Genomic DNA, 23,995 nt, shown 5'->3' on the forward strand with positions numbered 1-23,995 from the left:
CCTGCGGGCTCCCCCGGGATAGGTTCGCCAAGATGAAAGAAGCACGATGACCCTGCGCGATACTCATGTGACGCTGGCCCATGGCGGCGGCGGCAAGGCGATGCGCGACCTGATCGAGGACATCTTCACCAGCGTCTTCGAGCCGCCGGGCGGCGAGGATCAGGCACGGCTGATGCACGCGGCGCTGCAGGAGCCCGGCGCGCGGCTGGCCTTTACCACCGACAGTTTCGTGGTGACGCCGCTGGAATTCGCCGGCGGTGACATCGGCAAGCTCGCGGTCTGCGGCACGGTGAACGATCTGGCGGTCGGCGGGGCAAGGCCGCTCTGGCTCTCGGCGGCCTTCATCATCGAGGAGGGTTGCGAAATGGCGCTGCTGCGCCGGATCGTCGCCACCATGGCGGCGGAGGCGCAAGCGGCGGGGGTGCGGATCGTCACCGGCGACACCAAGGTGGTGGAGCGCGGCGCGGCGGATGGGCTTTTCATCACCACCGCCGGGATCGGGGTGATCGCGCCGGGCTGCGAGATCGCGGCGCATCTGATCCGGCCCGGCGATCTGGCCATCGTCAACGGATGCCTGGGCGACCATGGCGCAGCTATCCTTGCGGCGCGCGGCGATCTGGCGCTGTCGACCGACCTGCAGTCGGATTGCGCCGGGCTCGGCCATCTGATGCAGGCGGTGCTGGCGGCAGCGCCCGGAACGCGGGCAGCGCGGGATGCGACGCGGGGCGGCCTCGCCTCGGCGCTGAACGAGATGGCGGCGGCGGCCGGGGTCGGCGTGGTGATCGACGAGACCGCCCTGCCCCTGCGCGACGAGGTGCGCGGCATCTGCGAGTTGCTCGGGCTCGACCCGCTTTATCTGGCGAACGAGGGCACGCTGGTGCTCTTCGTGGCCCCCGATCAGGCGGAGGCCGCGCTGGCCGCGATGCGCCAGCGCCCGGAAGGCGCCAAGGCGGTGATCATCGGCGCGGCGGTGGCGGCGCATCCCGGGCAGGTCAGGATGCGCACCGCCTTCGGCGGTCAGCGCATCGTCGACATGCTGGTGGGCGAGCAGCTGCCGCGGATCTGCTGAGGGAGACCTCCTCGACCCGGCCTCAGCCCGGAACGTTGCTGCGCGACCAGTATTCGATCGCGCCGCGGAAGTGGTTGAACTTGATCCAGTGCTGCAGCCAGCGCGACGAGGGCCGCGTGACCGAGGTGGCGAGGTAGAGGCAGAGATGCGTCGCCGCCATCCGCCAGACCCAGAGCGGCGCGCCCGACAACCGGCGCCCGCCGCTGGGGGCAAGCTCGCCCATGACGCCACCGCCGTCGACCGAGCTCAGATAGGCCCAGGTCTCGCCTGCCGAGCGGTGATAGACGCCGACATAGTCGAGCGAGAGCCGCGACTTCGGGATGATGTGGCGCACCATGGCGCCGGGAACCCAGATGCCCGGGGCGCCGCTGTCGAGAATGCCCTCGATCACCGTCACCTCCTCGCCCAGCCGCTTCTGGCCGGGGCTGACGCCTAGGTTCGGGTCGTAGTGCCACTGTTTCTGCTCGCGGGTGCGGACGGCGAAGTTCGCGCCATAGGGCAGATGGTCACCGACCTTGGTCAGCCGGATCGGCTTCTTTCCCAGATCGCGCTTGGCCAGCAGCGAGGCCAGCTCGTCATAATTCTGCTCGAACCAGCGCGGTGCGGGCCCTTCCAGCACCGGCACGATCTGCCCGCCGAAGACCGCGGCCTCCGGGTAGCGGCGGAAGGCGGCGGCGTAGGAAACCAGCCAGTCGGCATCGATCATCACGTCGTCGTCGGTCCAGCAGATATAGTCGCCCCGCGCTTCGGAGACGCCGCGGTTGCGGGCATGCGACAGCCCTGCCTCGGGCTCGACCACATGGCGGATCGGCAGCAGGCCGGCGACGCTTTCGACCACCTCGGCGGTGTTGTCGGTGCTGCCGTTGTCAACCAGCAGGAACTCCCACTCGACATCCGGTTTCTTCATCGCGACGGCGGTCTGAAGCACGCGGCGCAATTGTTCGGCCCGGTTCCGCGTGCACATGATGACGCTGATGAACATCGGCTTCTCCTTCATTCGATACCGGACACGGGTCCAGCCTTGGGGGTTGCTGTCCCGATCAACGGAGCGGGACAGGAAGGTGCGGTGCGCCTTGAGTCGGGCGGACTGTGTTGATGCCCCTTGGGGCGATGTTTCAACCATAGCGCGAATGCCGATGGTTTGACACACTTTTACCGGAACAAACTCACAGAGATGCGACATCCTGCCGAAACTGCCCGCCGATTGGGCGGTGCAGTGCAGGAACGGCTGTCAGAGAGTCACTGTTCCGCTATGGGCGAGATGGCTGCGGGCCACGGCAATGGCCTCCTCCACGCTGTCCGCCGCTGCCGCTCCGTCCCAGCGGGTCTGGAAACAGTCGGAGAAGCGGCGAATCTTGCCGTAGCTGTTGTCGAGAAAGACATGCGGCACGCCGAGCAGGGTCGAGAGGATATGCACATGCAGCCGGTCGGTGATGATGAAGCGCGCGCCGGAGAGCTGGTTCAGCCCCGCCTCCATCCGGCGGTCGGCCAAGGTGTTGAAATAGGTCAGCTCGCGCGCCGCCTTGCGCCATTTGCTTCTGTCGAGCGTGAGAAAGCTCGCCATCCGCGTCTGGCGCAACGCCTTGTCGTAGAGCGCCGGATCGTCGGCAGGCCAGTCGCCGGTGATCCAGCCCTCGGGCAGCACCTCGGGCAGCGCCGAGGAGGGCCGCGCCTCGATATCCTCGCGCAGCGCCAGAAGCACGTCGGCGTCGGGCTCGCGCAGCCTTGGCAGCGGGCCGATGGCGAAGGCCATGTCGGGGCAGAGCCGGACGGTGCAATCGAAGCGGCTGGTCGCCAGATCATAGCTCGGCTGGTCGCGCACCAGAAGCGTGAAGGCGCCATGACGGCGGATCGCCTCGGCGGTGCGGGCGATGGCGGCCTCGTCGCTGTAGTGGATCGACTGCGGCAGCTGCACCACGGGACGGCCGGGGAAGGCCGCCAGCACCGCCTCGCGGAAGTTCTGGTGCTGCGGCCAGATATCGCCGAAATTGCCGCCGCCCTGCAGCAGGATCACCCCTTCCGGCATCGCGGCAGTCATTTCGGCCAAATCGACATAGCAGCGGCAGCTGTAGGCCGGGGGCTGTTTCACCTGACGCTCCAGCCAGGCGATGTTACCTTGCCAGATCGCGCTGTCGCCGATGTTACCGTAATCGGGGAAATCCAGCAGCGCATAGGGCTTGGCCTGCAGGGCGGGCACCAGCGAGGCCAGCGCGTCGTCGATCCGGCCTTGCAGCCTGCGGATCACGTCGAGATGGCTTTGTCGGGGGCCGGTTGTCTGGGGAAGCGCGGAGAGGCTGGTCATGGGCTCATTTCTTGGATGCGAGGGAGCGGACGAGATCGAGGATCGGGCGCAGCATGGTGCGGGCGAGGATCAGCAGCAGCAGGGCGTAGATCACCATGCCAAGCGCCACGGCAGCGCCGATCAGCGGCCAGCCGGAGCCGGTGAGCGCCGCGATCTGGGGTTTCAGCAGCCAGATCGCAAGGGCCATCAGCGCGGCGGAGGCAAAGGGCGGCAACAACATGCGCAGCGTGGACAGCGGCGAGACACCGCCATGCTTCATCAGCACCCATTGTTGATAGGGCATCGTCAGATAGGCCCGCGCCACATAGGCGACAGCCACCGCGACAAGCCCGTAGGGCACCAGCGCCCAGGTCAGCAGCACCGTCGCCGCCAGCTGCAGCGCCGCCACGGCGACGATCTGCCCGGCGCGGTCGACGGCGGCCAGCGCCGGTCCGGCGAAGAAGTTGGTCACGAAGGGGACCGCCATCAGCACCAGCACCATGGCGATATCGCTCGCCGCGGCCCATTGCGGGCTGAAGACCAGCGGGATGAACTCATGGGCCAGGGCGCCGAAGCCCAGCATCATCGGGAAAACGAAGAGCCCCGCCATCCCCATCATGCGGTTGTAGGTCCGCCCGAAGCGCTCGCGGTCGTTCTGCAGCCGCGACAGCGTCACCAGCGAGACGCTGCCGATCGGCGCCAGCACCGACTGGCCCAGAAGCTCGATCAGCCGCCAGGCAATGCGATAGGTGCCGACGGCGGTCGGACCGAACCAGCGCGAGATGAAGATATCCTGCACCCGCACCAGCATCATCCACATGAGCTGCGTCAGCACCATGCTGAGGTTGAAGAGCAGCACCGGCTTCAACTGCGCCCAGCTGAAGCGCAGGCGCGGCATCCAGCGATACATGGCGAAGGCAAGACTCACCGTGATCAGCGCCGAGACCGCCGATTGCACCACCAGCGCCCAGATCCCCCAGCCCGCATAGGCCGCGGCCACCGCGACGACGCCCGAGACGAGGCTGGCGGCGACACTCTGGAAGGCGAGGTTCTTGTGTCGGAACTCCCGCGCCAATCGCGCGCCGTGCACGGTGCCCAGCGTCGAGATCGGCAGCAGCACGGCGAGCCAGCGCACCACGGCGGTGACGTTCTCCTCCTGCACCAGCTCGGCGTAATAGGGTGCCGCGACGAAGGCGAGCGCCCCCATGGTGGAGCTCAGGCCCAGCGTGGTCCAGAAGGCGGTATCGGCAAAGCTCTCGTCCAGATCGAGCTGGCGGATCACCGCATCGCCCATCCCGGCGCTGGCAGCGATGCGGGTGAATTCGACGAAGAGGCTGGCCAGCGCGAAGATGCCGAACTCGGTCGGCCCCAGAAGCCGGGCCAGCACGACGAAGAGCACGAAGGTGGCGATATTCACCCAGCCTGCGCGCAGCACCGACCAGAGCATGGCGGTGGCGGTCTTCTTCTTGAGGTCGTCCGGCGGGGCCATGGTCTCGGCGGCAGTCATAGGTTCTTCCAGCTAGGCGACCGGATGGCCGCGACAGTCCCCCTGCCGCTCGGCGCGACCTCTTTGCAGTTCCGCGCGACGGCTGCCGCGTCCTCCCAGATGCTGCAACGCAACATGCCTGAAATTGATCCCTGCGGTAAGCGCTTTCAACCGCAGGTCGAGCTGGTCGGCGGGGATCGGCATAGACTGCCCAAGTCCTGTGCCAGATCGCCGCTCATCGGATGTCGCGACGCAGCGTCACTTTGGCCCGCCTATCCCTCGCCGCGAGCCACTGGACCTTTGCCGCGCCATTCCCTATATAATTGGTCAACAAAACGCGTGAGCATCCCATGACCCACTCCGCCGACATGATCGAGGGCGCGCCCCTGATCAAGCCTTCCACCACCGATCACCCGCTCTACGAGTCGGTCGTCGAAGCCTGCCGCTCTGTCTTCGACCCGGAAATTCCGGTGAACATCTACGATCTCGGGTTGGTCTACACGATCGACATCTCGCCCGAGAACGAGGTCGAGATCCTGATGACCCTCACCGCCCCCGGCTGTCCGGTCGCGGGCGAAATGCCCGGCTGGGTCGCCGATGCGGTCGAACCGCTGGCCGGCGTGAAGCAGGTGAATGTCGGCATGACCTTCGATCCGCCTTGGGGGATGGAGATGATGTCAGACGAGGCGCGACTTGAACTCGGGTTCATGTGAACGGGCGATTCAAGTCCTTACCCTTGAAATTACTTGCATCAAGCCCTGAAACTTGATTTTATCATATCAAGCGATGGGGCTTGATATGATGGAACAGATCTCGGTCATCACCGGCGATGTCGTCGGCTCCTCTGACGCTCCGCCAGAGGCGCTGGAGCGCACGATGGCGGTGATCGCGCAGGCCGCCGCCGAACTGGCCTACTGGCCCCTGCCCCCGCCCCGCTTCACCCGGTTTCGCGGCGACGGCTGGCAAGTCGTCGTCGCCGCACCGGAATCCGGCCTCCGCGCCGCCCTCTTCCTTACCGCCCGCCTGCGCGCCACACCTGAGGCCATGGCCAGCCGCATGTCCATCGGCATCGGTCCTGTTGAGACTCTCGGCACCAAGGATCTCTCCGACGCCCATGGCGCCGCTTTCGAACTCTCGGGCCGCGGGCTCGACGCGATGAGCCGCCTGCGGCTCCTCTCGGTCGAAGGCAAGGGGTTGACGGCGCTGCATCCGGTTGTCGTGGACCTTCTGGAGCAGCATTGCCGCAAATGGACCCGCGATCAGGCCGAGGCTGCTGCCCTGGCGCTGCATCCGGGCGCGCCCACCCTGCAGGACATGGCGCCGCTGCTTGGCATCTCGCCGCAGGCGGTGAATTATCGGCTCAGCGGCGGTGCGGTGCAGGCGATCCGCCGCGCGCTCACCGAATGGGAGGAGGCCTTCGTGACCCATGCCGAAACCGGAAGCTGGAGCCGATGAGCGAAACCATCGCCGCGCTGCTCCTTGCCCATGCGCTCGCCGATTTCCTGCTGCAGCCCGACTGGATGGTGCGGCGCAAGCGCGAGCCCTGGGTGCTGCTGGCCCATGCCGCCGTGGTGCTGGCGCTGTCGCAGCTGGCGCTCGGCCATGTCGCCTCGACCGGGGTGCTGGTGCTGGCCGGGCTGCATCTGGCCATCGACGCGGTGAAGACCCATGTCGCCCGCCCCGGCCTCGGCGCCTTCCTCGGCGATCAGGCGGCGCATCTGGCGGTGATCCTCGGCCTCGGCCTCGCCCTGCCCGACCTCTGGGCCACCGGCCTCTGGGCCGCGCTGCCGGACCGGTTCGAGGCCGCGCCGCGCTACATGCTGCTCGCCGCCGGGCTGATCATCGCCACCCGCGCGGGTGGAATCGCCGTGGGGCTGCTGATGAAGACGCCCGGCGCCGATGATACCCCGGGGCGCGGCCTGCCCAAGGGCGGGCTCACCATCGGCATGCTGGAGCGCGGGCTGATCTACATCCTGATCCTCTCGGGCCAGCCCGAGGCCACCGGCTTCCTCATCGCCGCAAAGTCGATCCTGCGCTTCGGCACCGTCTCCGAGGACCGCGCGGCCTCCGAATACGTCATCATCGGCACGCTCGCCTCCTTCGGCTGGGCCATCGCCACGGCGCTGGCCGTGCAGCATCTGGCGATCGGGCTTCCCCCGCTTGAGATTCCGCCCGCCACACCCTAGATTGAGCGGGATCACAAAGGATTTCGCTCATGTTCGGCATCCCCGGAAAACAGGCCGTCACCCTCACGCCCTCTGCAGCCAAGCAGATCGCGCGGCTGATGAACAAGCAGGGCTCGATGGGCCTGCGCATCGGCATCAAGAAGGGCGGCTGCGCGGGCATGGAATACACGATGGATTACGTTTCCGACGTGAATCCGATGGACGAGACCGTGGAGCAAGACGGCGCGCGGGTGATGATTGCCCCCATGGCGCAGATGTTCCTCTTCGGCACCGAGATCGACTACGAGACCTCGCTGCTCGAGGCGGGCTTCAAGTTCCGCAATCCGAACGTGTCCGAGGCTTGCGGCTGCGGCGAGTCGATCAAGTTCAAGGACGCTTGAGAACGTCGGGACGCCTGACGCTTTCCCCACGTCCCGCCATCGGCTAAGACGGTCGCGGACCGACAGGGAAGGACGAAAGATGCGCAAACTTGCCGCTGGCAACTGGAAGATGAACGGGCTCGAGGCGAACCTCGCCGAGGTCGACGCGCTTGTCGCGGCCCATCGTGCGCCGCGGTGCGAGGTGCTGCTCTGCCCGCCCGCCACGCTGATCTCGCGCATGGCGGCCCGGGCGACCGGCGATCTCTTCATCGGCGCGCAGGACTGCCATGCGAAGGCCTCAGGTGCCCATACCGGCGACATCTCGGCGCCCATGCTGTCGGATGCCGGGGCGACGCATGTGATCCTGGGCCATTCCGAGCGCCGCGCTGACCACGGCGAGACCGACGCGCAGGTCCGTGCCAAAGCCGAGGCCGCCTTGGCCGAAGGGCTGGTGACGATCGTCTGTGTCGGCGAAACAGAATCTCAGCGCGACGCCGGCGAGACGCTGGAGATCATCGGCGGCCAGCTCGCGGGCTCCGTGCCCGATGGCGCCACCGCCCGCAGCACCGTCATCGCCTACGAGCCAGTCTGGGCCATCGGCACCGGCCGCACGCCCACGCTGGAAGAGATCGCCGAGGTCCACGCCTTCCTGCGCGCCCGGCTGGCCGAGCGGTTCAGCGATGCCGAGGGCTTCCGCCTGCTCTACGGCGGGTCGGTGAAACCATCGAACGCCGCCGAGATCTTCGCCGTGGCGAATGTCGATGGCGCGCTGGTCGGCGGCGCCAGCCTGAAGGCCGCCGATTTCGGCGCCATCGTCGCGGCGCTCTCCGCCGCCTGAATCCTCGTCGGAAGGTCGCAGAAGACACAGCGGCGGGGCCGGGAATCGGTCAGGCTCGGCGGATGTTCACCTCCCGCCGCCTGACCACGCTCTCCGCCAACCTGATCTGCATGGCCTCCATGCTGGTCTGGGCCGCCGGGCTTCCCGCTGCCGATCTGCTGATTGGGCCGCTCACCCCGCTGCCGCTCACCGCGCTTCGGATGCTCACGGCGCTGGCGCTGCTGCTGCCGCTCTGGCTGGCGCTGGAGGGCGCGGAGACCCTGCGCCGCGCCAGCTGGGGTCGCGGCCTGTTCGTCGGCGGCATCGGCTTCGGCCTCGGCGCCTATCTCCTCGTCTTCGCGCAATCCCTGACCGACGCGATCACCATCGCGGTGATCACCGCCGCCATGCCGGTGATCGGCATCACGCTGGAATGTCTGCTCGACGGCCGCCGGCTGAGCGGCACGCTGATCCTAGGTGTGGCGCTCAGCCTCGGCGGCGGACTCCTGTCCTACGGCGGCAAGCTCGGCTCCGTGGGCTTCGGCTTCGGGGCGCTGATGGCCGTGGTCTCGGTGGTTTGCTACACTTGGGGCTCGCGTGCGACGGTGAAGAGCTTCCCCGACCTCTCGCCGCTCGGTTGCGCCACGGTGACGCTGGCGGGGGCAACAGCCGTCACCACGCTGGCGGCTGGCTTGCAGGTCTCGCTCGGCGGGCCTTCCCCCGACTGGAGCGCCATCGGCCTGCCGCAGATTGTGGCGCTGCTGATCTACGGCATCGGCGCGCTGGCGGTCTCGCAGGTGCTCTGGATCATCTCGGTCGGCCATCTCGGCATCGGGGTCGCCTCTTTGCATGGCAATGCGACACCGTTCTATGTCATGATCTTTCTGGTGATGCTGGGCGGCTCCTGGAGCTGGACCCAGGCCCTCGCCGCTGCCATCGTCGTCCTTGGCGTGCTGGTGGCGCAGGGCAGGATGCCCCGACGCACCGCAGAGACGATCCGCCGAGACAACCCCATGAGCTGATGCAGAGCCTGACCCAATCGCCCACCGCCGCCCGCTTCGTGCAGAACCCCTATCCGTTCTACGAGCGGGCCCGAGCGCTGGGGCCGTTCTTCCACTGGACCGATTACGACCTGCCCTGCACCACCTCGCACACCGCGATCAACGCCATCCTGCGCGACCGCCGCTTCGGCCGCGAATGTCCGCCCGCGCTGCGTCCGGCGGTGCCCGAGCATCTGCGCCCGTTCTACGCCGTCGAGGATCACTCGATGCTGGAGCTGGAGCCGCCGCATCACACCCGCCTGCGCGGCCTCGTGCTGCGCGCCTTCACCAGCCGCCGCATCGCCACGTTGGCGCCCGAAATCGAGGCCATCGCCCATCAGTTGATCGACGCGCTGCCCGAGGGCGAATGCGACCTGATTGCCCATTTCTGCAGACGGCTGCCGATGCTGGTCATCGCCCGGCTGATCGGCATCCCGGAACCTCTGGCCCCAGAGGTGGAGCGCTGGTCGAGCGCCATGGTCGGCATGTATCAGGCGGGCCGCAGCCACCAGACCGAGGAACGCGCTGCCGCCGCCGCCGCGGTCTTCGCCGAGTTCCTGCGGCTCTACATCGGCGCCCGACGTCGCCGCCCCGCCGACGACCTGCTGACCCATCTGATCCAGGCCGAGGCCGAGGGCGAGCGGCTCTCGACCGACGAGGTGATCGCCACCTGCATCCTGATCCTGAACGCAGGCCACGAGGCGGCCGTGCATGCGATCGGCAATGCGGTGAAGACGCTGCTGGAAACCGGAACCCCGCCCGAGGCGCTGTCGCCGCCGCAGGTCGGCGCGACGGTGGAGGAGCTCTTGCGCTACGACCCGCCGCTGCATCTCTTCAAGCGCTACGTCTATGCCGATGCCGAGATCATGGGGCAGAGCTTCCGCGCGGGCAGCGAGGTGGCGCTGCTGCTGGCCGCCGCCAATCGTGACCCGGGAGCCTGGCACCAGCCGCGGCGCTTCCTGCCCGCGCGGCCCGAAAAGGCGCATCTGAGCTTCAGCGCCGGTCTGCACTTCTGCCTCGGCGCCCCCCTCGCCCGGCTGGAGATGGCTGCCGCCCTCCCCATCCTCTTCGCCCGCCGCCCGGACCTGCGCTTGGCGCAAAAGCCGCGCTACGCCAACACCTACCACTTCCGCGGCCTAGAGCGCCTGATGGTCACCTGATTCATCCTGGCCCAAGTATCCCGGGGGTGACGAGCGCCCGGAAACCCTGCCGGTGGCAGGGTTTCAGCAAGGAACGCGCGGCCCGTGGCCGCGCCGGGGGCAGAGCCCCGGGGGCCTCACAAGGGCAATACCGTCGTCGCCTTGATCTCCTCCATCGAGAGCAGCGCCGTCACATTGTAGATACGCACCTCGCTTATCAGGGCCTGGTAAAACGTGTCATAGGCCCGCGCGTTGGCGACGCGCACCTTGAGGATGTAGTCGATGTCCCCCGCCAGCCGATGCGCCTCCAGCACCTCGGGGCGTTCCCGCAGCGCCTTGAGAAACTTGCGCTGCCAGTCGGCCTCATGCTCGCTGGTGCGGATCAGCACGAAGAAGCAGGCCTCCAGCCCCAGCGCCTCGGCGTCGAGCAGCGCGGTCTGGCGCAGGATCACCCCGGCCTCCTTCATCCGGCGGATGCGATTCCAGACCGGCGTCTTCGACGAGCCCACCTTGCGGGCGATCTCGTCGAGCGATTGCGCCGCGTCCTCCTGCAACTCGCCGAGGATTTTCCTGTCCATCTCGTCCAGCCGGACTGCCATTCCGCGAAACTCCCCTGATCCGGAACCCCGTTCCATCCGGCGGCCAATATGGAACAATCTTCCTTATCTGCAAGGGCGCATGGCGGTTCACCGGGAAAATCTCCTATATTCAGCTCAACACTCCCAGCAGCGGACGAGCCCGATGACCCAAGCCCAGACCCTCAGCGCCGGCACCGTGACCTTCGTCGGCGCGGGCCCCGGTGCGGCAGACCATCTGACGCTTGGCGCTTTCCGCGCACTGCAGACCGCCGATGTGGTGATCCACGACCGCCTCGTCGGGCCCGAGATCCTCGCGCTGATCCCGGCGCAGGCGATGCGCGTCGATGTCGGCAAGGAGGGTTTCGGCCCCTCGACCCCGCAATCGGCGATCCATGCGCTGACCACCGGCCATGCCCAGACGGGTGCGCGGGTGGTGCGGTTGAAATCGGGCGACTCGGGCATCTTCGGCCGGCTGGACGAGGAGATCGACGCGCTGGACGAGGCCGGGATCGAATGGTCGATCCTGCCGGGCCTCACCTCCGCCGCCGCCGCTGCCGCCTCCATCGGCCAGTCGCTGACCAAGCGGGGCCGCAACGCCGCGCTGCGCATCCTCACCGGGCATGACATGGCCGGCTTTGCCGAGCAGGATTGGGCGGGGCTGGCCCGCAAGGGCGAGGTCGCCGCGATCTACATGGGCAAGAAATCCTCCCGCTTCATCCAGGGTCGGCTGATGATGCACGGCGCCGGGGCCGACACCCCGGTGACGCTGGTCGAGAACGCCAGCCGCGCCGACGAGCGCATCGTCGCCGCCACGCTGCAGACCCTGCCCGAAGCCGCCGCCGCCCTGTCCGGCCCCGCAATCCTGCTTTACGGCCTCGCGCCCCGCCGCGCCGCGCTCGCCCTGCCTCAGTTGAAGGAAGCCCTCGCATGAGCCGCCCCTATATCCCCAAAGTCGTCACAGCCAATGCCCTGCTCGAGGGCGACGTGGTCTATCTCACTGCCGATGACCGCTGGAGCCGCCAGCATCACGAGGCCGAGCTGATCGAGGACGAGGCCCATGCCCAGATGCGCCTCCTGCATGCGGCGTCGCAGAAGTCGGTGATCGTCGGCGCCTATCTGGCCGATGCCAGGCGCGGCCCCGACGGCCCCGAGCCGACCCATTTCCGCGAGGAGTTCCGCACCCGCGGTCCCTCCAACTATTTCCACGGCAAGCAGGAAGAAGCCGCGCAGTAAACGCGCCCCTTCCCTCCGACGAAAGGCAGCCAGATGTACAGCTACACCGATTTCGACGAGGCCTTCGTCCGCTCCCGCGTGGCGCAGTTCAGCCAGCAGGTCGAGCGGCGGATCGACGGGTCCTTGACCGAGGATGAATTCAAGCCGCTGCGCCTGATGAACGGCCTCTATCTGCAGCTGCATGCCTACATGCTGCGCGTGGCCATTCCCTATGGCACGATCAACCCGCCGCAGATGCGCCAGCTCGCGATGATCGCCGAGACCTGGGATCGTGGCTACGGCCATTTCACCACCCGGCAGAACATCCAGTTCAACTGGCCGAAGTTGCCCGACGTGCCCGCCATCCTCTCGGCGCTGGCCGATGTCGAGATGCATGCCATCCAGACTTCGGGCAACTGCGTGCGCAACGTGACCGCCGATCATTTCGCCGGGGCTGCCGCCGACGAGATCGAAGACCCGCGCCCGATCGCGGAGCTGCTGCGCCAGTGGTCCACCGACCATCCGGAGTTCCAGTTCCTGCCGCGCAAGTTCAAGATCGCCGTCACCGGCTCGCCCAACGACCGCGCCGTGACCAAGGCGCATGACATCGGCCTGCGCATGGTGCGCAATGGCGCAGGCGAGCCCGGCTTCGAGGTGATCGTCGGCGGCGGGCTGGGCCGGACCCCGATGATCGGCCGCGTCGTGCGGGAGTTTCTGCCCAAGGCGGAGCTGCTGCCTTACGTCGAGGCGATCCTCAGCGTCTACAACCAGCTTGGCCGGCGCGACAACAAGTACAAGGCGCGGATCAAGATCCTCGTGCACGAGACGGGGCTGGACAAGATCACCGCCCTGATCGAACATCGCTTCGCCGAGATCCTGCCGGTCTGGGGCGGCCAGAACGACGCGCTTCTGGCACAGATCGAGGCCGCCTTCGCCCCGCCCGCCTTCCGCGAGGCGGCGACCGATGGCTATGACGCCTTCTACAACGCCGATCCGGTGTTCCGCTCCTGGGCCGATACCAACCTCGCCGCGCATCGTCATCCCGACTACGCCATCGTCACCATCAGCCTCAAGGCGCATGGCGCGACGCCGGGCGACGCCACGGCGGACCAGATGCGCACCATGGCCGATCTGGCCGAACGCTATGGCCATTCCGAGCTGCGCATCAGCCACGAGCAGAACGTGATCCTGCCGCATGTCCACAAGTCGGACCTGCCCGCCGTTCACGCGACCCTCGCGCAGGCCGGGCTCGCCACGGCCAATGTCGGGCTGATCTCCGACATCATCGCCTGCCCCGGGATGGATTACTGCGCGCTGGCGACGGCCCGCTCGATCCCGGTGGCGCAGCAGATCGCCACCCGCTTTGACGAGCTGAAGCTGGAGCACGAGATCGGCCCCCTGAAGATCAAGATCTCGGGCTGCATCAATGCCTGCGGTCACCATCACGTCGGCCATATCGGCATTCTCGGCCTCGACCGCGCCGGGGTGGAGAATTACCAGATCACGCTCGGCGGCGACGGCACCGAAACGGCGGTCGTCGGCGAGAAGACCGGCCCCGGCTTTGCCTATGACGAGATCGTTCCGGCCATCGAACGGCTGATCGGCGCCTATCTCAAGGTGCGGGCCGAGCCGGAGGAGACCTTCCTCCAAACCTACCGCCGCCTTGGGCTCGCTCCGTTCAAGGCCGCGCTCTACGAGGCGGAAGGCCAGCAGGATGCCGCGTGATTTTCCCTCCGGCTCGGTCGCGGATCGCGTTTCCGCACTGAACAGCCGCTACAGGCACCACGGCGCGACCGCGGTGCTGGAACATGCCTTGAAGGATGCGGACCTTGGCCGGGTGGCTCTGGTCTCGTCCTTCGGGGCCGAATCGGTCGTGCTTCTGCACCTCGTCTCGGTCATCGCACCCGAGACGCCGGTGCTGTTCATCGACACCCGCATGCTGTTCCGCGAGACGCTGGACTACCAGCGCCAGCTCGCCGACACGCTGAACCTCTGCGACGTGCGCACCATCCGCGCCACCCAGCCGCGGGTGAATTTCGAGGATCCCGACGGCACGCTGAACCAGTTCAACACGGACGCCTGCTGCGCGGTGCGCAAGGTGGAGCCGCTGGAACGGGCGCTGAAAACCTTCGACGGCTGGATCACCGGGCGCAAACGCTATCAGGGCAACACCCGCGCCGAGGTGGAGTTCTTCGAATCCGAGGAAGACCGCCGCATCAAGGTGAACCCGCTGGCGCATTGGGGCCGCGAGGATCTGGAAGAGTATATCGCCAACAACAACCTGCCGCGGCATCCCCTGGTCGCCAAGGGCTACCCCAGCATCGGCTGCGAGCCCTGCACCAGCCCGGTCGCCGAAGGTGAAGATCCGCGCGCAGGCCGTTGGCGCGGCAGCCAGAAAACCGAATGCGGCATTCATTTCATCAACGGGAAAGCCGTGCGCGGCCCCGTGACACAGGAGAGCGCCGCATGAGCGTGATCGTGACCGACGCGGGCTTCGCGCCCGAGGATTTCACCGCCCCCATCGTCCCGCTCGACGATCTGGCCAATCACAACGGCGCCGTCGATCTGAGCAACACCGCCAATCCGGCGGCGCTCGGCAACCAGCTCGGCGCGCTGCAGCTGATCCGCATCGCCTTCCCCAGCTTCAGCGACGGGCGCGGCTTCAGCCTCGCGCAACGCCTGCGCCGGATGGGCTACACCGGGCGGCTGCGCGCCCACGGCCCGCTGCTGGCCGACCAATACGCCATGGCCCGCCGCTCGGGCTTCGACGAGGTGGAAATCCCCGAGGATCTCGCCGCCCGTCAGCCGGAAGAGCAATGGCTTTTCCGCGCCGACTGGCAAAAGCATGACTATCAGTCGCACCTTAAGGCCTGAATTCCGGCTTCCCCCGCATCCCGCGACGGCTTACCAAGGGTGCGGATAGACAGGACTGCAAAATGAACCAGCCAGCCACCATCGTGAAGACCCTGCCCGACACGCAGACCGTGACCTCGGTGCAGCATTGGACGGACCGTCTGTTCTCCTTCCGCGTCACCCGTCCGCAATCGCTGCGCTTCCGCTCGGGCGAGTTCGTCATGATCGGCCTGCAGGACGAGCGCGGCAAGCCCCTGCTGCGCGCCTATTCCATCGCCTCGCCCAACTGGGACGAGGAGCTTGAGTTCTACTCGATCAAGGTGCCGGACGGCCCGCTGACCTCGCGGCTGCAGCACATCCAGCCGGGTGACCAGATCATCCTGCGGCCAAAACCCGTCGGCACGCTGGTGCTCGACGCGCTCCTGCCCGGCAAGCGGCTCTGGTTCCTCGCGACCGGCACCGGCCTCGCCCCCTTCGCCTCGCTGATGCGCGACCCCGAGACCTACGAGCGCTACGATCAGGTCATCATGATGCACACCTGCCGCGAGAAGGCGGAGCTGGAATATGGCCGGCAACTGGTCGAGAACCTGCGGAACGACCCGCTGATCGGCGAGATGGTCGAGGGCAAGCTGTTCTACTACCCGACCACGACCCGCGAGCCCTCCGACCGCATGGGCCGGATCACCGACAACCTGACCTCGGGCAAGGTCTTCGCCGATCTCGGCATCCCGCCGATGAACACGGCGGAGGATCGCGCCATGGTCTGCGGCTCGCTGCAGTTCAACGTCGATGTGAAGGCGGTTCTGGAAGGCTTCGGCCTGCGCGAGGGTGCCAATTCCGAGCCGCTGGAATATGTGGTGGAAAAGGCTTTCGTCGGCAACGGCATCTGACGGCGGGCCGACAGCGAAAAGGCCGCGCGGAGCGATCCGCGCGGCCTTTTGCATTTCAGGCGGTCGGCTGGGTCAGAGACCCAGTGCCGATTTCACCGTCTCCAGCGTCGGCCCCAGCAGTTCCGGCGTCGAGGCCGCAGCGGCCACCGCCGATTTCAGCGTGCCCTTGGTGGTCGGATCGAGGTTCGAGTCGTCGATCAGCCCGTTGACCCGGTCGATGCGGAAGTTCTCGACCGTCAGCAGATCGGCGGGCAGCAGGTTGCTCACCGCGGCGGCGGCATCGTTGGCCGCCTCGGTCGCGGCGGCGGCGGCCTCGTTGGCGGCAGCCGTGGCGGCATCGGCCGCTTCTGTCGCGGCCTCGCTCGTCGCTTCCATGGCGTTGTTGGCGGCGGCAGCGGCGGCGGCAGCGGCATCAGAGGCCGCCTCGGTCGCGGAATCGGCGGCGGCGGCGGCATCCGCCGCAGCCTCGGCCGCCACATCCTCGCTGGCATTGGCCGCCGCTTCGGCCTCGGCGGCGGCAGCTTCCGCGGCGGCTTCGGCCTCGGCCTTGGCGGCGGCGGCGGCCTGTTCGTCGGCATTGGCCTGCGCGGCAGCCTCTTCGGCGGCACGCTGTTCCGGCAGATAGCTGAACTGGTAGTAGCCCGCGGCGGCGGCGAGGACCACCACGATCGCGACGATGACACCCTTGTTCATTCGGGACTCTCCTCTTTGCCGTCCCCTCGGGACGGCCCAGCCCCTCCCATGGCAGAAATCGCCGCCCAAGGAAAGCGCAGCCGGACCCGCTCTGCGGCAATCAGCACCGCTATCCTGCGGGTCTTGGCCCGATTCCGGTTGAAACGCGGGGCCGCAGCCTCTATTTTGCGTCACCGAACCCGGAAATGACACAAGGAACGCCACCATAGCCCGCAGACCCCACAACGCCCCGCCGCAACGCGATACGGGCCCCCGTGTGAACGACCGCATCCGCTCGAACGAAATCCGCCTCATCGGCGCGGATGGTGAGAATGTGGGTATCGTGACGCCTGCGCGCGCCATGCAGATGGCCGAGGAGGCCGGACTCGATCTGGTCGAGATCTCGCCCAACGCAGAGCCGCCGGTCTGCAAGATCATGGACTTCGGCAAGTTCAAGTATGAGCAGCAGAAGCGCGAGGCCGAGGCCCGCAAGAAGCAGCACATCATCGAGATCAAGGAAATCAAGTTCCGTCCGGGCACCGACACGCATGACTATGACGTGAAGATGCGCTCGGTGCTGAAGTTCCTCGAAGAGGGCGACAAGGTGAAGGTCACGCTCCGCTTCCGCGGTCGCGAGATGGCGCACCAGGAGCTCGGGCTGGAGCTTCTGAATCGCGTCGCCGCCCAGGTGGCCGAGGTCGAGGCGGGCAAGGTCGAATCCATGCCCCGGCTCGAAGGCCGCCAGATGGTGATGATGATCGGGCCGAAGTAAGCCGCGGCAATCTCGAAAAAGTCTTCTGCGAAGACTTTGAAGACCGATCTTTCTGCGAAAGATCGGTCTTTTCTGTTTTCGCAGAAACAGATCGCTGCGGATTTTCGCAGAAAATCCGTGCCGCTCAGCCCTCGCGCGGCTGCGGCCGGGTCGGGATCTCCTTCAGCAGCCCGCCGACCCCCATCGCCGCGATCTCGTCATCGCCGATCTCCAGCCCGCAGGCCAACCGCTCCAGCACCCAATCCGCCCCGTTCAGCGCGGGAGAGCGGGCGCAGCCCGGCAGCCCAATCACCGGGCGGTTGCCGAGATTGCCGTGGAACAGCAGGTTGCCCGGATCGACCGGCATACCGAAGCGTGCCACCCTGCCGCCCGCCGCCCGAAGCGCCTCCGGCCCCGTATCCTGCAGGTCCGACGTCGCCGACCCGGTGAGGATCAGAAGCATCTCCCCCGTCAGACTTGCCAGCGCCGCCGCCATGGCCGCGCATTCGTGCGGCACGGTGACCACCTCCGCCAGTTCCATCCCCAGCGCCGCCAGCCGCGCCTCGACTGCGCGGCGGCCCTTGGCGGCAAGCTTCGGCTCCTGCCCCGGCACCTCGGTCAAGAGAAGCCCCGCCGAGCGCCGCACCACCGGCAGCACCCGCAGCGCAGCGCGACCCACCGCTTCGGCCGTCACCAGCGCCGAGGCCTCGACCCCGTAGGCGATGATCTTCACCGTCCCGACCAGCATGCCCGCCGTCACCCGCGTATGCGGCGCGAGCGTGGCGAGCGTGATCGACGGGTCGATCCGGTTCAGCGCGTGGATCCGCGCCCCGTCCAGCGCCACGATTCCCGGCCCCACCGCGTTCAAATTCACCCGCCCGGTAAAGGCTGCGGAGCGGCTCAGATGTGCAGCCTGCGGATCGGGCACCAGAGCGGCGGCAAGGCGGGCAGCGGCGGCATCCTCGGCCACGTCCTCATGGCCGAGGCGCGCCACGGTCACCTCGGTCACCCCCCCCTGCGCCAGCCGGTCGAGATCGGCCCGCGTCAGCACCACGCCCTTGCGCAACCGCCCGCCCTCGAGCGGCACCGAATGGGCCAGCACCGCCCCCTCCGCCTGATCCAGCGGCACCGGGCCGAAGCGCATCAGCCCTGCCTCAGCACTTGGGTGATCTGGGCAAGGACCGAGACGGCGATCTCCGCCGGGGTCTTAGCGCCGATGTTGAGCCCGACCGGGGCGTGGATGCGGGCGATGTGCTCCTCCGGCACGCCCGCGGCGCGCAGCCGCTCCAGCCGCTTGGCATGGGTGCGGGTCGAGCCGAGGCAGCCGAGGTAGAAGGCCTCGCTTTCCAGCGCCGCGAGGATCGCCGGGTCGTCGAGCTTCGGGTCATGGGTCAGGGTGACGACGGCAGTGCGGCTGTCGGGCCGGAGCGCGGCCATCGCCTCGTCCGGCCAATCGTCGAGGATGCGCTCGCCCGGGAAGCGCTCGGCAGAGCCGAAGGCGGCGCGCGGGTCGATCAGGCTGGGGTCGAAACCCGCGAGCCGCGCCATGGCGACCAGCGGCTGGGCGATATGCACGGCGCCGACCACGATCATCCGCAACGGCGGGTTGTGGACGCCGATGAACCAGCCGTCCTCCTCCACCCCCGACCGATCCGACCGCAGCCGCGCCGCCACCGCAGGTTCCTCCGCCCCGGCCAGCCGACGCTCCCACCGTTCGGGATGCACGAGCAGCGCCACGGGGCGGCGGGCGGCGCGGGCCTCGACCAGCGCGGCCAGCAGCGCCTCCGGCAGGGCGCTGCCGATGGGTTCGACCAGAACGCGGATGGTGCCGCCGCAGGCAAGGCCGACCGCGAAGGCCTGATCGTCGCTGACCCCGAAGCTCAGCAGCCGCGGTTGACCGTCGACCAGCGCCTCCTGCGCCTCGGCCACCACCGCGCCTTCGACGCAGCCGCCCGAGACCGACCCCATGATCTCGCCCTCGCCGGAGATGGCGAGCTGGCTTCCCGCCGCGCGGGGCGCCGATCCCCAGGTCTCGAGCACTGTGGCGAGTGCCGCACCGCGCCCGTCGCGGTGCCAGCCAAGGGCGATTTCGGGGATGCTGTCATGCTCTGCGCGGGTCATGGGATGTCTCCTTGGCGGCACTATGCGACGCGGTCCGACCCTCCGCCACTGCCAATTGGTGCCATGCAAAACGCCGCGGACCCAAGGCCCGCGGCGTTTGCTCTGTCATGTCACCGGATCACTGGTTGGAGGCTTGCTCCAGGAGCGGCGTGATGATCCGGGCGGTGGCGCGACGGTTCTCCCGCGCGGCGGTCTCCGTATCGACCACCAGATCGCTCTCACCATAGCCCTGCACCACGAGGTTCTCCGGCGGGACGTCGAAGTATTCGGTCAGCGCAAGAGCCACCGATTCCGCACGACGGTCCGACAGGGCGAGGTTCGAGGCTGCCGAACCCACCGCGTCGGTGTGACCTTCGATCAGCACGATCTCGTTCGGGCGCTCGGCGATCAGGTCGGCGATTGCGTTGCCGAGGTCCGAAAGCTTCTCCGCCTCGCCCTCGCCGATGGCAGAGGAACCGGAGTTGAAGTTGATGCCCTCGATGTCGATGCTCGGCGCGAGGTCACGCACTTCGCGGTAGTCGCGCACCTGACGCAGGCTGAAGTTGCGGTCGGTCTCGGAGCTTTCGATCCGCTCCAGCGCCTCGCGCAGCGAGCCGTCGCGGGTGGAAAGCCGCAGGTCGGGCCGCGGTTCCGGCAGGGTGCTGACATCGACCGTCTCGTATTCGTTCAGGTCGTTGATCAGGTAGAGCTCCTGCCCGTTGGCATCGACGCGCGTCCGGCGCAGCACGCGGCCCGAGGCGTCGCGGATGGTGACGATCTGGCTGCCATCTTCGCGCATCACCACCGACTCGGTCGAGCCGTCGTCATAGGTGTAGGTCTGCACGTCGCTGCCCGGGCGACGGATCAGCGTGTCGTCGTCCTTCAGCACGGTATAGGTGCCATCGGCCTGCTGGACCACCACGCGGTCGCCGGTGTTCGACACGACCTCGTCGCCGTTGTTCAGCAGCGCGCCCACGGCGAGACCGCCCAGTGCCAGCAGACCGAACTTCTGCAGATCGCTCAGGCCGTCATCATCGTCGTCATCGTCTTCCTCGTTGACGCGCGTGCGGAACTCTTCGTCGCTCGAGCGGCTGTCGCGCTCGGTGACGCGGCGCTCGATGAGCCGGCCGCGGTCGCGGTTGTTGCGTTCGCCCGAGGCAGCCTCGACACGGTCGCGGCGCACGTCGTCGGGGTTGGCCAGCAGCGTGTTCAGCCGGTCCACGGCCTCCTCGCTCGGCTCGCGATCCTCGCGGTTGGCGCGACGGTTCTGGCGGTCGTCCTGACGGTCTTCCCCATCGGCCTGACGGTTCTCGCCATCGCGACCGGGATTGCGGCGACGGTCGGCGTCGCGGGTCTCGTCCTGACCATCCTCGCGGTTCGCCTCTTCGGCACGCTCGTTCTCTTCCTGCTCGGCGCGGCGCAGACGCTCTTCGCGACGCTCGCGGTTGGCGGCAGCTTCGCCGTCTTCCTCGCCCGCCTCGTCACTGGTCTGCTGACGCTGGTTCGCGCGGCGCTCGGCCTCGCGGTTGGCCTCGGCATCGGCTTCCTCGCGCTCGGCGGCGCGCAGGCGCTCCTCGCGGCGCTCGCGGTTGGCGGCGGCTTCGCCATCCTCTTCCGCGGCATCGCCCTCGTCTGCGCGCTGCTCATCGGCCTCACGCTGTTCGTCGGCCTGCCGGCGCTCGCGGTTCACGCGGCGTTCTTCTTCCTGAGCGGCTTCGGCGTCACCCGACTGGCGTGCTTCGCCCTCGGCCTGCTCTTCCTGCTGCTGGGCGCGGCGGCGCTCTTCGCGACGCTCGCGATTGGCGGCGCGCTCGGCGTCGTTGGTCTCGGCTTCCGGCTCGGCGGCACGCTCTTCGGCGGGCTGCTCGGCAGGACGGTCATCCCCCGGCGAACGCGCATTCTCCACCGGACGGCGGCGCTGCTGCGGCTCTTCTGCGGGCTGCTCACGCGTCTCACGCTGGCCTTCGGCCTGCTCCTGACGCTCCTGGCGTTGCTGACGCTCCTGGCGTTGGGGCCGCGCCTCGCGCTCGCCCTGATTCTTGCGGCCGCGCTCGGCGGGCGGGCAATCGCCCTCGCCCGGCGTGCAGTCCTGGTTGCCGCGGTTGTTGTTCTGGGCGATCGCCGGCAAGGGCTGCATCGCGGCGAGTGCGACCGACAATGCGGCCGTGGCGGTCAGAAAGCGATTCTTCATAATCTGCGTCCTCATTGTGGCGAAGATCGATCCGGTCCTCGGCTGATCTTCATCACTGCTCAAACGCAAGGCGGCAAGGTTCGTTCCCTGTGCGGCAAGAGAAGTCGGCCGGGAAACGCCGTCACTCTTGCGAGATCAGCCGCATCAGCCGCAGCTTCTCGCCGCTGTCCCGCGCGGAGGAGAGCGCCTCGCCCAGAGCCTCGAGCGATGCGATGGAATGGCTGGAGCGGAAGCTGTCGACATGGGGCAGCATGGCGCGGATGCCGTTGGCCTTGGGCGCGAAACCCTCCCAACGCAGCAAGGGGTTGAGCCAGATCAGCCGCCGCGCCGAAAGATGCAGCCGCTCCATCTCGGCGGCAAGCAGCCCGCCGTCGTCGCGGTCGAGCCCGTCGGTGATCAAGAGCACCACCGCGCCCTGCCCCAGCACCCGGCGCGACCAGTCGCAGTTGAAGCTGCACAGGCAGGCGCCGATCCGCGTGCCGCCCGACCAGTCCTGCGCCTCGGCCCCGGCCGCCGCCAGCGCCGCATCGACATCGCGCTGCCGCAGGTGCCGGGTGATGTTGGTCAGCCGCGTGCCGAAGGTGAAGGCATGCACCCGCGCCCAGCCCTGCCCCTTGCGGTTGGCAACGGCATGGACGAAGTGCAGCACCAGCCGCGAATACTGCGACATCGAGCCGGAGATGTCGCAGATCACCACGAGGTTCGGCCAGCGCTGCTTCGGCTCCTTCCGGGCGATGCGGGTGATCTCGCCGCCCTGCCGCAGCGCGAGTTGCAGCGTGCGCCGCCCGTCCGGCTGCCGCCCCGTGGCCGAGGCCTGCGCCCGGCGCGAGCGGATCGGCCGCACCGGCAGCGCCAGCCGCGCCAGCATGCGCTTGGCCTCGGCAATCTCCGCCGTGCTCATCTGCTCGAAGTCGAGCGTCTTCAGCCGCTCCTCGCGCGCCGCGGTCTGCGAGGCGTCGATCTCGACGCGATCCGGCGCCTCGGTCTCGCGGTCCTCCTCCTCGCGATGCACGCCATCGAGCAGCGCCTCGGCGGCGCGCTTCTCGGCCGGGTCGGCGCGGCGGTCCTCCTGCGTGCCGCGCACCTGCGGCATCAGGAGCGACATCATCTGCTCGAGGAATTGCGGATCGCGCCAATAGAGGCGGAACACCTGCGCGAAGACGGCGCGATGCTCGGGGCGGCTGACGAAACAGGCGTGCAGCGTCCAGAAGAAATCCTCGCGCCGGGTGAAGCCCGCCGCCTCCACCGCCCGGATCGCATCGACCACCCGCCCCGGCCCGATCGGCAGCCCCGCCTTGCGCAGAGCCCGGGCGAACCAGAGGATGTTCTGGCCGAGCTTGCCGTCTTCGGGAAGGGCGAGGTCCGGGAACTGCATGCGGCGGCTCTAGCGGAAGCGCCGGGGGGGCTGCTTGGCACCCCGGACCCCAACGAGGATATTCAGGCCAAGATGAAGAGAAGGCGGCTCGTCCAAGGTCATGCCGTTGCGAGGTCGCGGCGGGCCTCGTCGAGCAGGCGCTTGGCCTCGGAGCCCTGCAGCTTCTGGATATCGTCCTGATATTTCAGGATCGCGCCCAGCGTGTCAGAGATCACCTCGGGCGAGAGCTGGATCACGTCGAGCGCCAGCAGGCATTTCGCCCAGTCGATGGTCTCGGCCACGCCGGGCTTCTTGAACAGGTCCTCGCGGCGCAGGCGCTGGACGAAGGCGACGATCTCGCGGCTGAGCACCGCCTGAGCCTCGGGCGCGCGGGCGCGCAGGATGTCGAGCTCGCGCTGGAAGCTGGGGTAATCCACCCAGTGATAGAGACAACGGCGCTTCAGCGCGTCATGCACCTCGCGGGTGCGGTTGGAAGTGAGGATGACGATCGGTGGTTCGGGCGCGCGGATCGTCCCGAGCTCCGGAATCGTCACCTGGAAATCCGACAGCGCCTCCAAGAGGAAGGCCTCGAAGGGTTCGTCGGTGCGGTCGAGCTCGTCGATCAGCAGCACCGGCGCGCCCCCGGCCTGCGGGCGCATCGCCTGCAGCAGCGGGCGCTCGATCAGGTAGTCCTCGGTGAAGAGCTCCGCTTTCAGCGCGTCGCGGTCGGCGCTGCCCGAGGCCTCGGTGGTGCGGATCGCGATCATCTGCGCGGCGAAGTTCCACTCGTAGACCGCCGAGGCCGAATCCAGCCCCTCGTAGCATTGCAGCCGGATCAGCCGCCGCCCGAGCGCGGCGGAGATCGCCTTGGCGATCTCGGTCTTGCCCACCCCCGCCTCGCCCTCGAGAAACAGCGGGCGGCCCAGCTTCAGCGCGAGGAAGACCACCGTGGCCAGAGCGCGGTTGCTGACATAGCCCTCGCTGGCCAGCATCGCCTCCACGGCGTCGATCGAGGCG

At 68.1% G+C, this 23,995-nt stretch carries 25 protein-coding genes; 15 read left to right on the plus strand and 10 right to left on the minus strand.

Going from position 1 to position 23,995, the window contains the following annotated elements; genetic code table 11:
• Positions 1-46 precede the first annotated feature (46 nt).
• Entirely contained in the window at positions 47-1,069 is a 1,023-nt protein-coding gene (gene hypE, locus AC3A5Z_RS11280) for a hydrogenase expression/formation protein HypE (RefSeq protein ID WP_487519433.1), read from the plus strand.
• Positions 1,070-1,091: 22 nt separating this feature from the next.
• Here the strand turns inward: hypE and AC3A5Z_RS11285 are convergent, their stop codons facing one another.
• From AC3A5Z_RS11285 to AC3A5Z_RS11295, 3 genes are all read right to left on the minus strand, one after another.
• Entirely contained in the window at positions 1,092-2,051 is a 960-nt protein-coding gene (locus tag AC3A5Z_RS11285) for a glycosyltransferase (protein WP_487519434.1), read from the minus strand.
• A 249-nt stretch (positions 2,052-2,300) separates the two neighbouring features.
• Entirely contained in the window at positions 2,301-3,371 is a 1,071-nt protein-coding gene (locus tag AC3A5Z_RS11290) for a polysaccharide pyruvyl transferase family protein (protein WP_487519435.1), read from the minus strand.
• A 4-nt stretch (positions 3,372-3,375) separates the two neighbouring features.
• Positions 3,376-4,857, minus strand: a complete 1,482-nt coding sequence (locus tag AC3A5Z_RS11295) for a lipopolysaccharide biosynthesis protein (RefSeq protein ID WP_487519436.1) — start codon at positions 4,855-4,857, stop codon at positions 3,376-3,378.
• A 329-nt stretch (positions 4,858-5,186) separates the two neighbouring features.
• Between AC3A5Z_RS11295 and AC3A5Z_RS11300 the strand changes: the two genes are divergently transcribed.
• The 7 genes from AC3A5Z_RS11300 (at position 5,187) to AC3A5Z_RS11330 (ending at position 10,398) form a co-directional block, all read left to right on the plus strand.
• A complete protein-coding gene (locus AC3A5Z_RS11300; protein ID WP_487519437.1) occupies positions 5,187-5,549 on the plus strand; it encodes an SUF system Fe-S cluster assembly protein in 363 nt (120 codons plus the stop codon).
• An 85-nt stretch (positions 5,550-5,634) separates the two neighbouring features.
• Positions 5,635-6,291 (plus strand): hypothetical protein, encoded by a 657-nt coding sequence (locus AC3A5Z_RS11305; RefSeq protein WP_487519438.1) that lies wholly within the window; start codon positions 5,635-5,637, stop codon positions 6,289-6,291.
• Positions 6,288-7,022 carry a DUF3307 domain-containing protein gene (locus tag AC3A5Z_RS11310; protein ID WP_487519439.1) on the plus strand — a complete coding sequence of 245 codons (735 nt, stop codon included), beginning with the start codon at positions 6,288-6,290 and terminating at the stop codon, positions 7,020-7,022. The genes AC3A5Z_RS11305 and AC3A5Z_RS11310 overlap by 4 nt, the downstream gene beginning before the upstream one ends.
• 29 nt (positions 7,023-7,051) lie before the next feature.
• Complete coding sequence (locus AC3A5Z_RS11315; RefSeq protein WP_487519440.1) at positions 7,052-7,402, plus strand: HesB/IscA family protein; 351 nt, start codon at positions 7,052-7,054, stop codon at positions 7,400-7,402.
• Between the two features lie 79 nt (positions 7,403-7,481).
• Positions 7,482-8,219: a triose-phosphate isomerase gene (gene tpiA, locus AC3A5Z_RS11320; protein WP_487519441.1), complete on the plus strand. Its 738-nt coding sequence runs from the start codon at positions 7,482-7,484 to the stop codon at positions 8,217-8,219.
• Positions 8,220-8,281: 62 nt separating this feature from the next.
• A complete protein-coding gene (locus tag AC3A5Z_RS11325; RefSeq protein ID WP_487519442.1) occupies positions 8,282-9,220 on the plus strand; it encodes a DMT family transporter in 939 nt (312 codons plus the stop codon).
• Positions 9,220-10,398 carry a cytochrome P450 gene (locus tag AC3A5Z_RS11330; RefSeq protein ID WP_487519443.1) on the plus strand — a complete coding sequence of 393 codons (1,179 nt, stop codon included), beginning with the start codon at positions 9,220-9,222 and terminating at the stop codon, positions 10,396-10,398. Before AC3A5Z_RS11325 ends, AC3A5Z_RS11330 begins: the two co-directional genes overlap by 1 nt.
• Positions 10,399-10,514: 116 nt before the next feature.
• Here AC3A5Z_RS11330 and AC3A5Z_RS11335 read toward each other — a convergent pair whose 3' ends face one another.
• Positions 10,515-10,976, minus strand: a complete 462-nt coding sequence (locus tag AC3A5Z_RS11335; RefSeq protein WP_107663927.1) for an Lrp/AsnC family transcriptional regulator — start codon at positions 10,974-10,976, stop codon at positions 10,515-10,517.
• A 142-nt stretch (positions 10,977-11,118) separates the two neighbouring features.
• Here AC3A5Z_RS11335 and cobA point away from each other — a divergent pair, with 142 nt between their 5' ends.
• The 6 genes from cobA (at position 11,119) to AC3A5Z_RS11365 (ending at position 15,910) form a co-directional block, all read left to right on the plus strand.
• Positions 11,119-11,886 carry a uroporphyrinogen-III C-methyltransferase gene (gene cobA, locus AC3A5Z_RS11340; RefSeq protein WP_487519444.1) on the plus strand — a complete coding sequence of 256 codons (768 nt, stop codon included), beginning with the start codon at positions 11,119-11,121 and terminating at the stop codon, positions 11,884-11,886.
• Positions 11,883-12,188, plus strand: a complete 306-nt coding sequence (locus AC3A5Z_RS11345) for a DUF2849 domain-containing protein (protein ID WP_136792476.1) — start codon at positions 11,883-11,885, stop codon at positions 12,186-12,188. The genes cobA and AC3A5Z_RS11345 overlap by 4 nt, the downstream gene beginning before the upstream one ends.
• 33 nt (positions 12,189-12,221) lie before the next feature.
• Positions 12,222-13,892: a nitrite/sulfite reductase gene (locus tag AC3A5Z_RS11350; protein WP_487519445.1), complete on the plus strand. Its 1,671-nt coding sequence runs from the start codon at positions 12,222-12,224 to the stop codon at positions 13,890-13,892.
• Complete coding sequence (locus AC3A5Z_RS11355) at positions 13,882-14,637, plus strand: phosphoadenylyl-sulfate reductase (RefSeq protein WP_136792474.1); 756 nt, start codon at positions 13,882-13,884, stop codon at positions 14,635-14,637. The genes AC3A5Z_RS11350 and AC3A5Z_RS11355 overlap by 11 nt, the downstream gene beginning before the upstream one ends.
• Positions 14,634-15,041, plus strand: a complete 408-nt coding sequence (locus tag AC3A5Z_RS11360; protein ID WP_487519446.1) for a DUF934 domain-containing protein — start codon at positions 14,634-14,636, stop codon at positions 15,039-15,041. The genes AC3A5Z_RS11355 and AC3A5Z_RS11360 overlap by 4 nt, the downstream gene beginning before the upstream one ends.
• A gap of 62 nt (positions 15,042-15,103) precedes the next feature.
• On the plus strand, positions 15,104-15,910 hold the full coding sequence (locus AC3A5Z_RS11365; RefSeq protein WP_487519447.1) for a ferredoxin--NADP reductase: 807 nt from the start codon (positions 15,104-15,106) through the stop codon (positions 15,908-15,910).
• Positions 15,911-15,982: 72 nt separating this feature from the next.
• On the opposite strand, the gene AC3A5Z_RS11370 is transcribed toward AC3A5Z_RS11365, so the two are convergent.
• The gene (locus AC3A5Z_RS11370; protein WP_487519448.1) at positions 15,983-16,603 is read right to left on the minus strand and encodes a hypothetical protein; all 621 of its coding nucleotides are present in this window, start codon (positions 16,601-16,603) and stop codon (positions 15,983-15,985) included.
• 256 nt (positions 16,604-16,859) lie between these two features.
• On the opposite strand from AC3A5Z_RS11370, the gene infC reads away from it, so the two are divergent.
• Complete coding sequence (infC, locus tag AC3A5Z_RS11375; RefSeq protein ID WP_487519449.1) at positions 16,860-17,354, plus strand: translation initiation factor IF-3; 495 nt, start codon at positions 16,860-16,862, stop codon at positions 17,352-17,354.
• Between the two features lie 124 nt (positions 17,355-17,478).
• Here infC and AC3A5Z_RS11380 read toward each other — a convergent pair whose 3' ends face one another.
• The 5 genes from AC3A5Z_RS11380 to AC3A5Z_RS11400 form a co-directional block, all read right to left on the minus strand.
• Positions 17,479-18,477: a molybdopterin-binding protein gene (locus tag AC3A5Z_RS11380; protein ID WP_487519450.1), complete on the minus strand. Its 999-nt coding sequence runs from the start codon at positions 18,475-18,477 to the stop codon at positions 17,479-17,481.
• On the minus strand, positions 18,477-19,454 hold the full coding sequence (locus tag AC3A5Z_RS11385; RefSeq protein WP_487519451.1) for an XdhC family protein: 978 nt from the start codon (positions 19,452-19,454) through the stop codon (positions 18,477-18,479). Before AC3A5Z_RS11385 ends, AC3A5Z_RS11380 begins: the two co-directional genes overlap by 1 nt.
• A 118-nt stretch (positions 19,455-19,572) precedes the next feature.
• A complete protein-coding gene (locus tag AC3A5Z_RS11390) occupies positions 19,573-21,624 on the minus strand; it encodes an OmpA family protein (RefSeq protein ID WP_487519452.1) in 2,052 nt (683 codons plus the stop codon).
• Positions 21,625-21,745: 121 nt separating this feature from the next.
• Entirely contained in the window at positions 21,746-22,999 is a 1,254-nt protein-coding gene (locus tag AC3A5Z_RS11395; RefSeq protein ID WP_487519453.1) for a vWA domain-containing protein, read from the minus strand.
• A 98-nt stretch (positions 23,000-23,097) separates the two neighbouring features.
• Positions 23,098-23,970, minus strand: coding sequence for an AAA family ATPase (locus AC3A5Z_RS11400; protein WP_487519606.1), 873 nt, complete (start codon positions 23,968-23,970; stop codon positions 23,098-23,100).
• Positions 23,971-23,995 lie beyond the last annotated feature (25 nt).

The organism is Cereibacter sp. Soil_C_27, from assembly GCF_057657095.1.

Bases quoted from the DNA above. Each gene is read 5' to 3' on its own strand.
- AC3A5Z_RS11330 (WP_487519443.1), top strand. From the start codon at position 9,220: ATGCAGAGCCTGACCCAATCGCCCACCGCCGCCCGCTTCGTGCAGAAC.
- AC3A5Z_RS11300 (WP_487519437.1), top strand. From the start codon at position 5,187: ATGACCCACTCCGCCGACATGATCGAGGGCGCGCCCCTGATCAAGCCT.
- AC3A5Z_RS11400 (WP_487519606.1), bottom strand. From the start codon at position 23,970: ATGCTGGCCAGCGAGGGCTATGTCAGCAACCGCGCTCTGGCCACGGTG.
- cobA (WP_487519444.1), top strand. From the start codon at position 11,119: ATGACCCAAGCCCAGACCCTCAGCGCCGGCACCGTGACCTTCGTCGGC.
- AC3A5Z_RS11315 (WP_487519440.1), top strand. From the start codon at position 7,052: ATGTTCGGCATCCCCGGAAAACAGGCCGTCACCCTCACGCCCTCTGCA.
- AC3A5Z_RS11355 (WP_136792474.1), top strand. From the start codon at position 13,882: ATGCCGCGTGATTTTCCCTCCGGCTCGGTCGCGGATCGCGTTTCCGCA.
- AC3A5Z_RS11310 (WP_487519439.1), top strand. From the start codon at position 6,288: ATGAGCGAAACCATCGCCGCGCTGCTCCTTGCCCATGCGCTCGCCGAT.
- AC3A5Z_RS11345 (WP_136792476.1), top strand. From the start codon at position 11,883: ATGAGCCGCCCCTATATCCCCAAAGTCGTCACAGCCAATGCCCTGCTC.
- hypE (WP_487519433.1), top strand. From the start codon at position 47: ATGACCCTGCGCGATACTCATGTGACGCTGGCCCATGGCGGCGGCGGC.
- AC3A5Z_RS11290 (WP_487519435.1), bottom strand. From the start codon at position 3,371: ATGACCAGCCTCTCCGCGCTTCCCCAGACAACCGGCCCCCGACAAAGC.
- AC3A5Z_RS11360 (WP_487519446.1), top strand. From the start codon at position 14,634: ATGAGCGTGATCGTGACCGACGCGGGCTTCGCGCCCGAGGATTTCACC.
- AC3A5Z_RS11295 (WP_487519436.1), bottom strand. From the start codon at position 4,857: ATGACTGCCGCCGAGACCATGGCCCCGCCGGACGACCTCAAGAAGAAG.
- AC3A5Z_RS11305 (WP_487519438.1), top strand. From the start codon at position 5,635: ATGATGGAACAGATCTCGGTCATCACCGGCGATGTCGTCGGCTCCTCT.
- AC3A5Z_RS11395 (WP_487519453.1), bottom strand. From the start codon at position 22,999: ATGCAGTTCCCGGACCTCGCCCTTCCCGAAGACGGCAAGCTCGGCCAG.
- AC3A5Z_RS11370 (WP_487519448.1), bottom strand. From the start codon at position 16,603: ATGAACAAGGGTGTCATCGTCGCGATCGTGGTGGTCCTCGCCGCCGCC.
- AC3A5Z_RS11335 (WP_107663927.1), bottom strand. From the start codon at position 10,976: ATGGCAGTCCGGCTGGACGAGATGGACAGGAAAATCCTCGGCGAGTTG.
- AC3A5Z_RS11365 (WP_487519447.1), top strand. From the start codon at position 15,104: ATGAACCAGCCAGCCACCATCGTGAAGACCCTGCCCGACACGCAGACC.
- tpiA (WP_487519441.1), top strand. From the start codon at position 7,482: ATGCGCAAACTTGCCGCTGGCAACTGGAAGATGAACGGGCTCGAGGCG.
- AC3A5Z_RS11285 (WP_487519434.1), bottom strand. From the start codon at position 2,051: ATGTTCATCAGCGTCATCATGTGCACGCGGAACCGGGCCGAACAATTG.
- AC3A5Z_RS11350 (WP_487519445.1), top strand. From the start codon at position 12,222: ATGTACAGCTACACCGATTTCGACGAGGCCTTCGTCCGCTCCCGCGTG.
- AC3A5Z_RS11325 (WP_487519442.1), top strand. From the start codon at position 8,282: ATGTTCACCTCCCGCCGCCTGACCACGCTCTCCGCCAACCTGATCTGC.
- AC3A5Z_RS11380 (WP_487519450.1), bottom strand. From the start codon at position 18,477: ATGCGCTTCGGCCCGGTGCCGCTGGATCAGGCGGAGGGGGCGGTGCTG.
- AC3A5Z_RS11385 (WP_487519451.1), bottom strand. From the start codon at position 19,454: ATGACCCGCGCAGAGCATGACAGCATCCCCGAAATCGCCCTTGGCTGG.
- AC3A5Z_RS11390 (WP_487519452.1), bottom strand. From the start codon at position 21,624: ATGAAGAATCGCTTTCTGACCGCCACGGCCGCATTGTCGGTCGCACTC.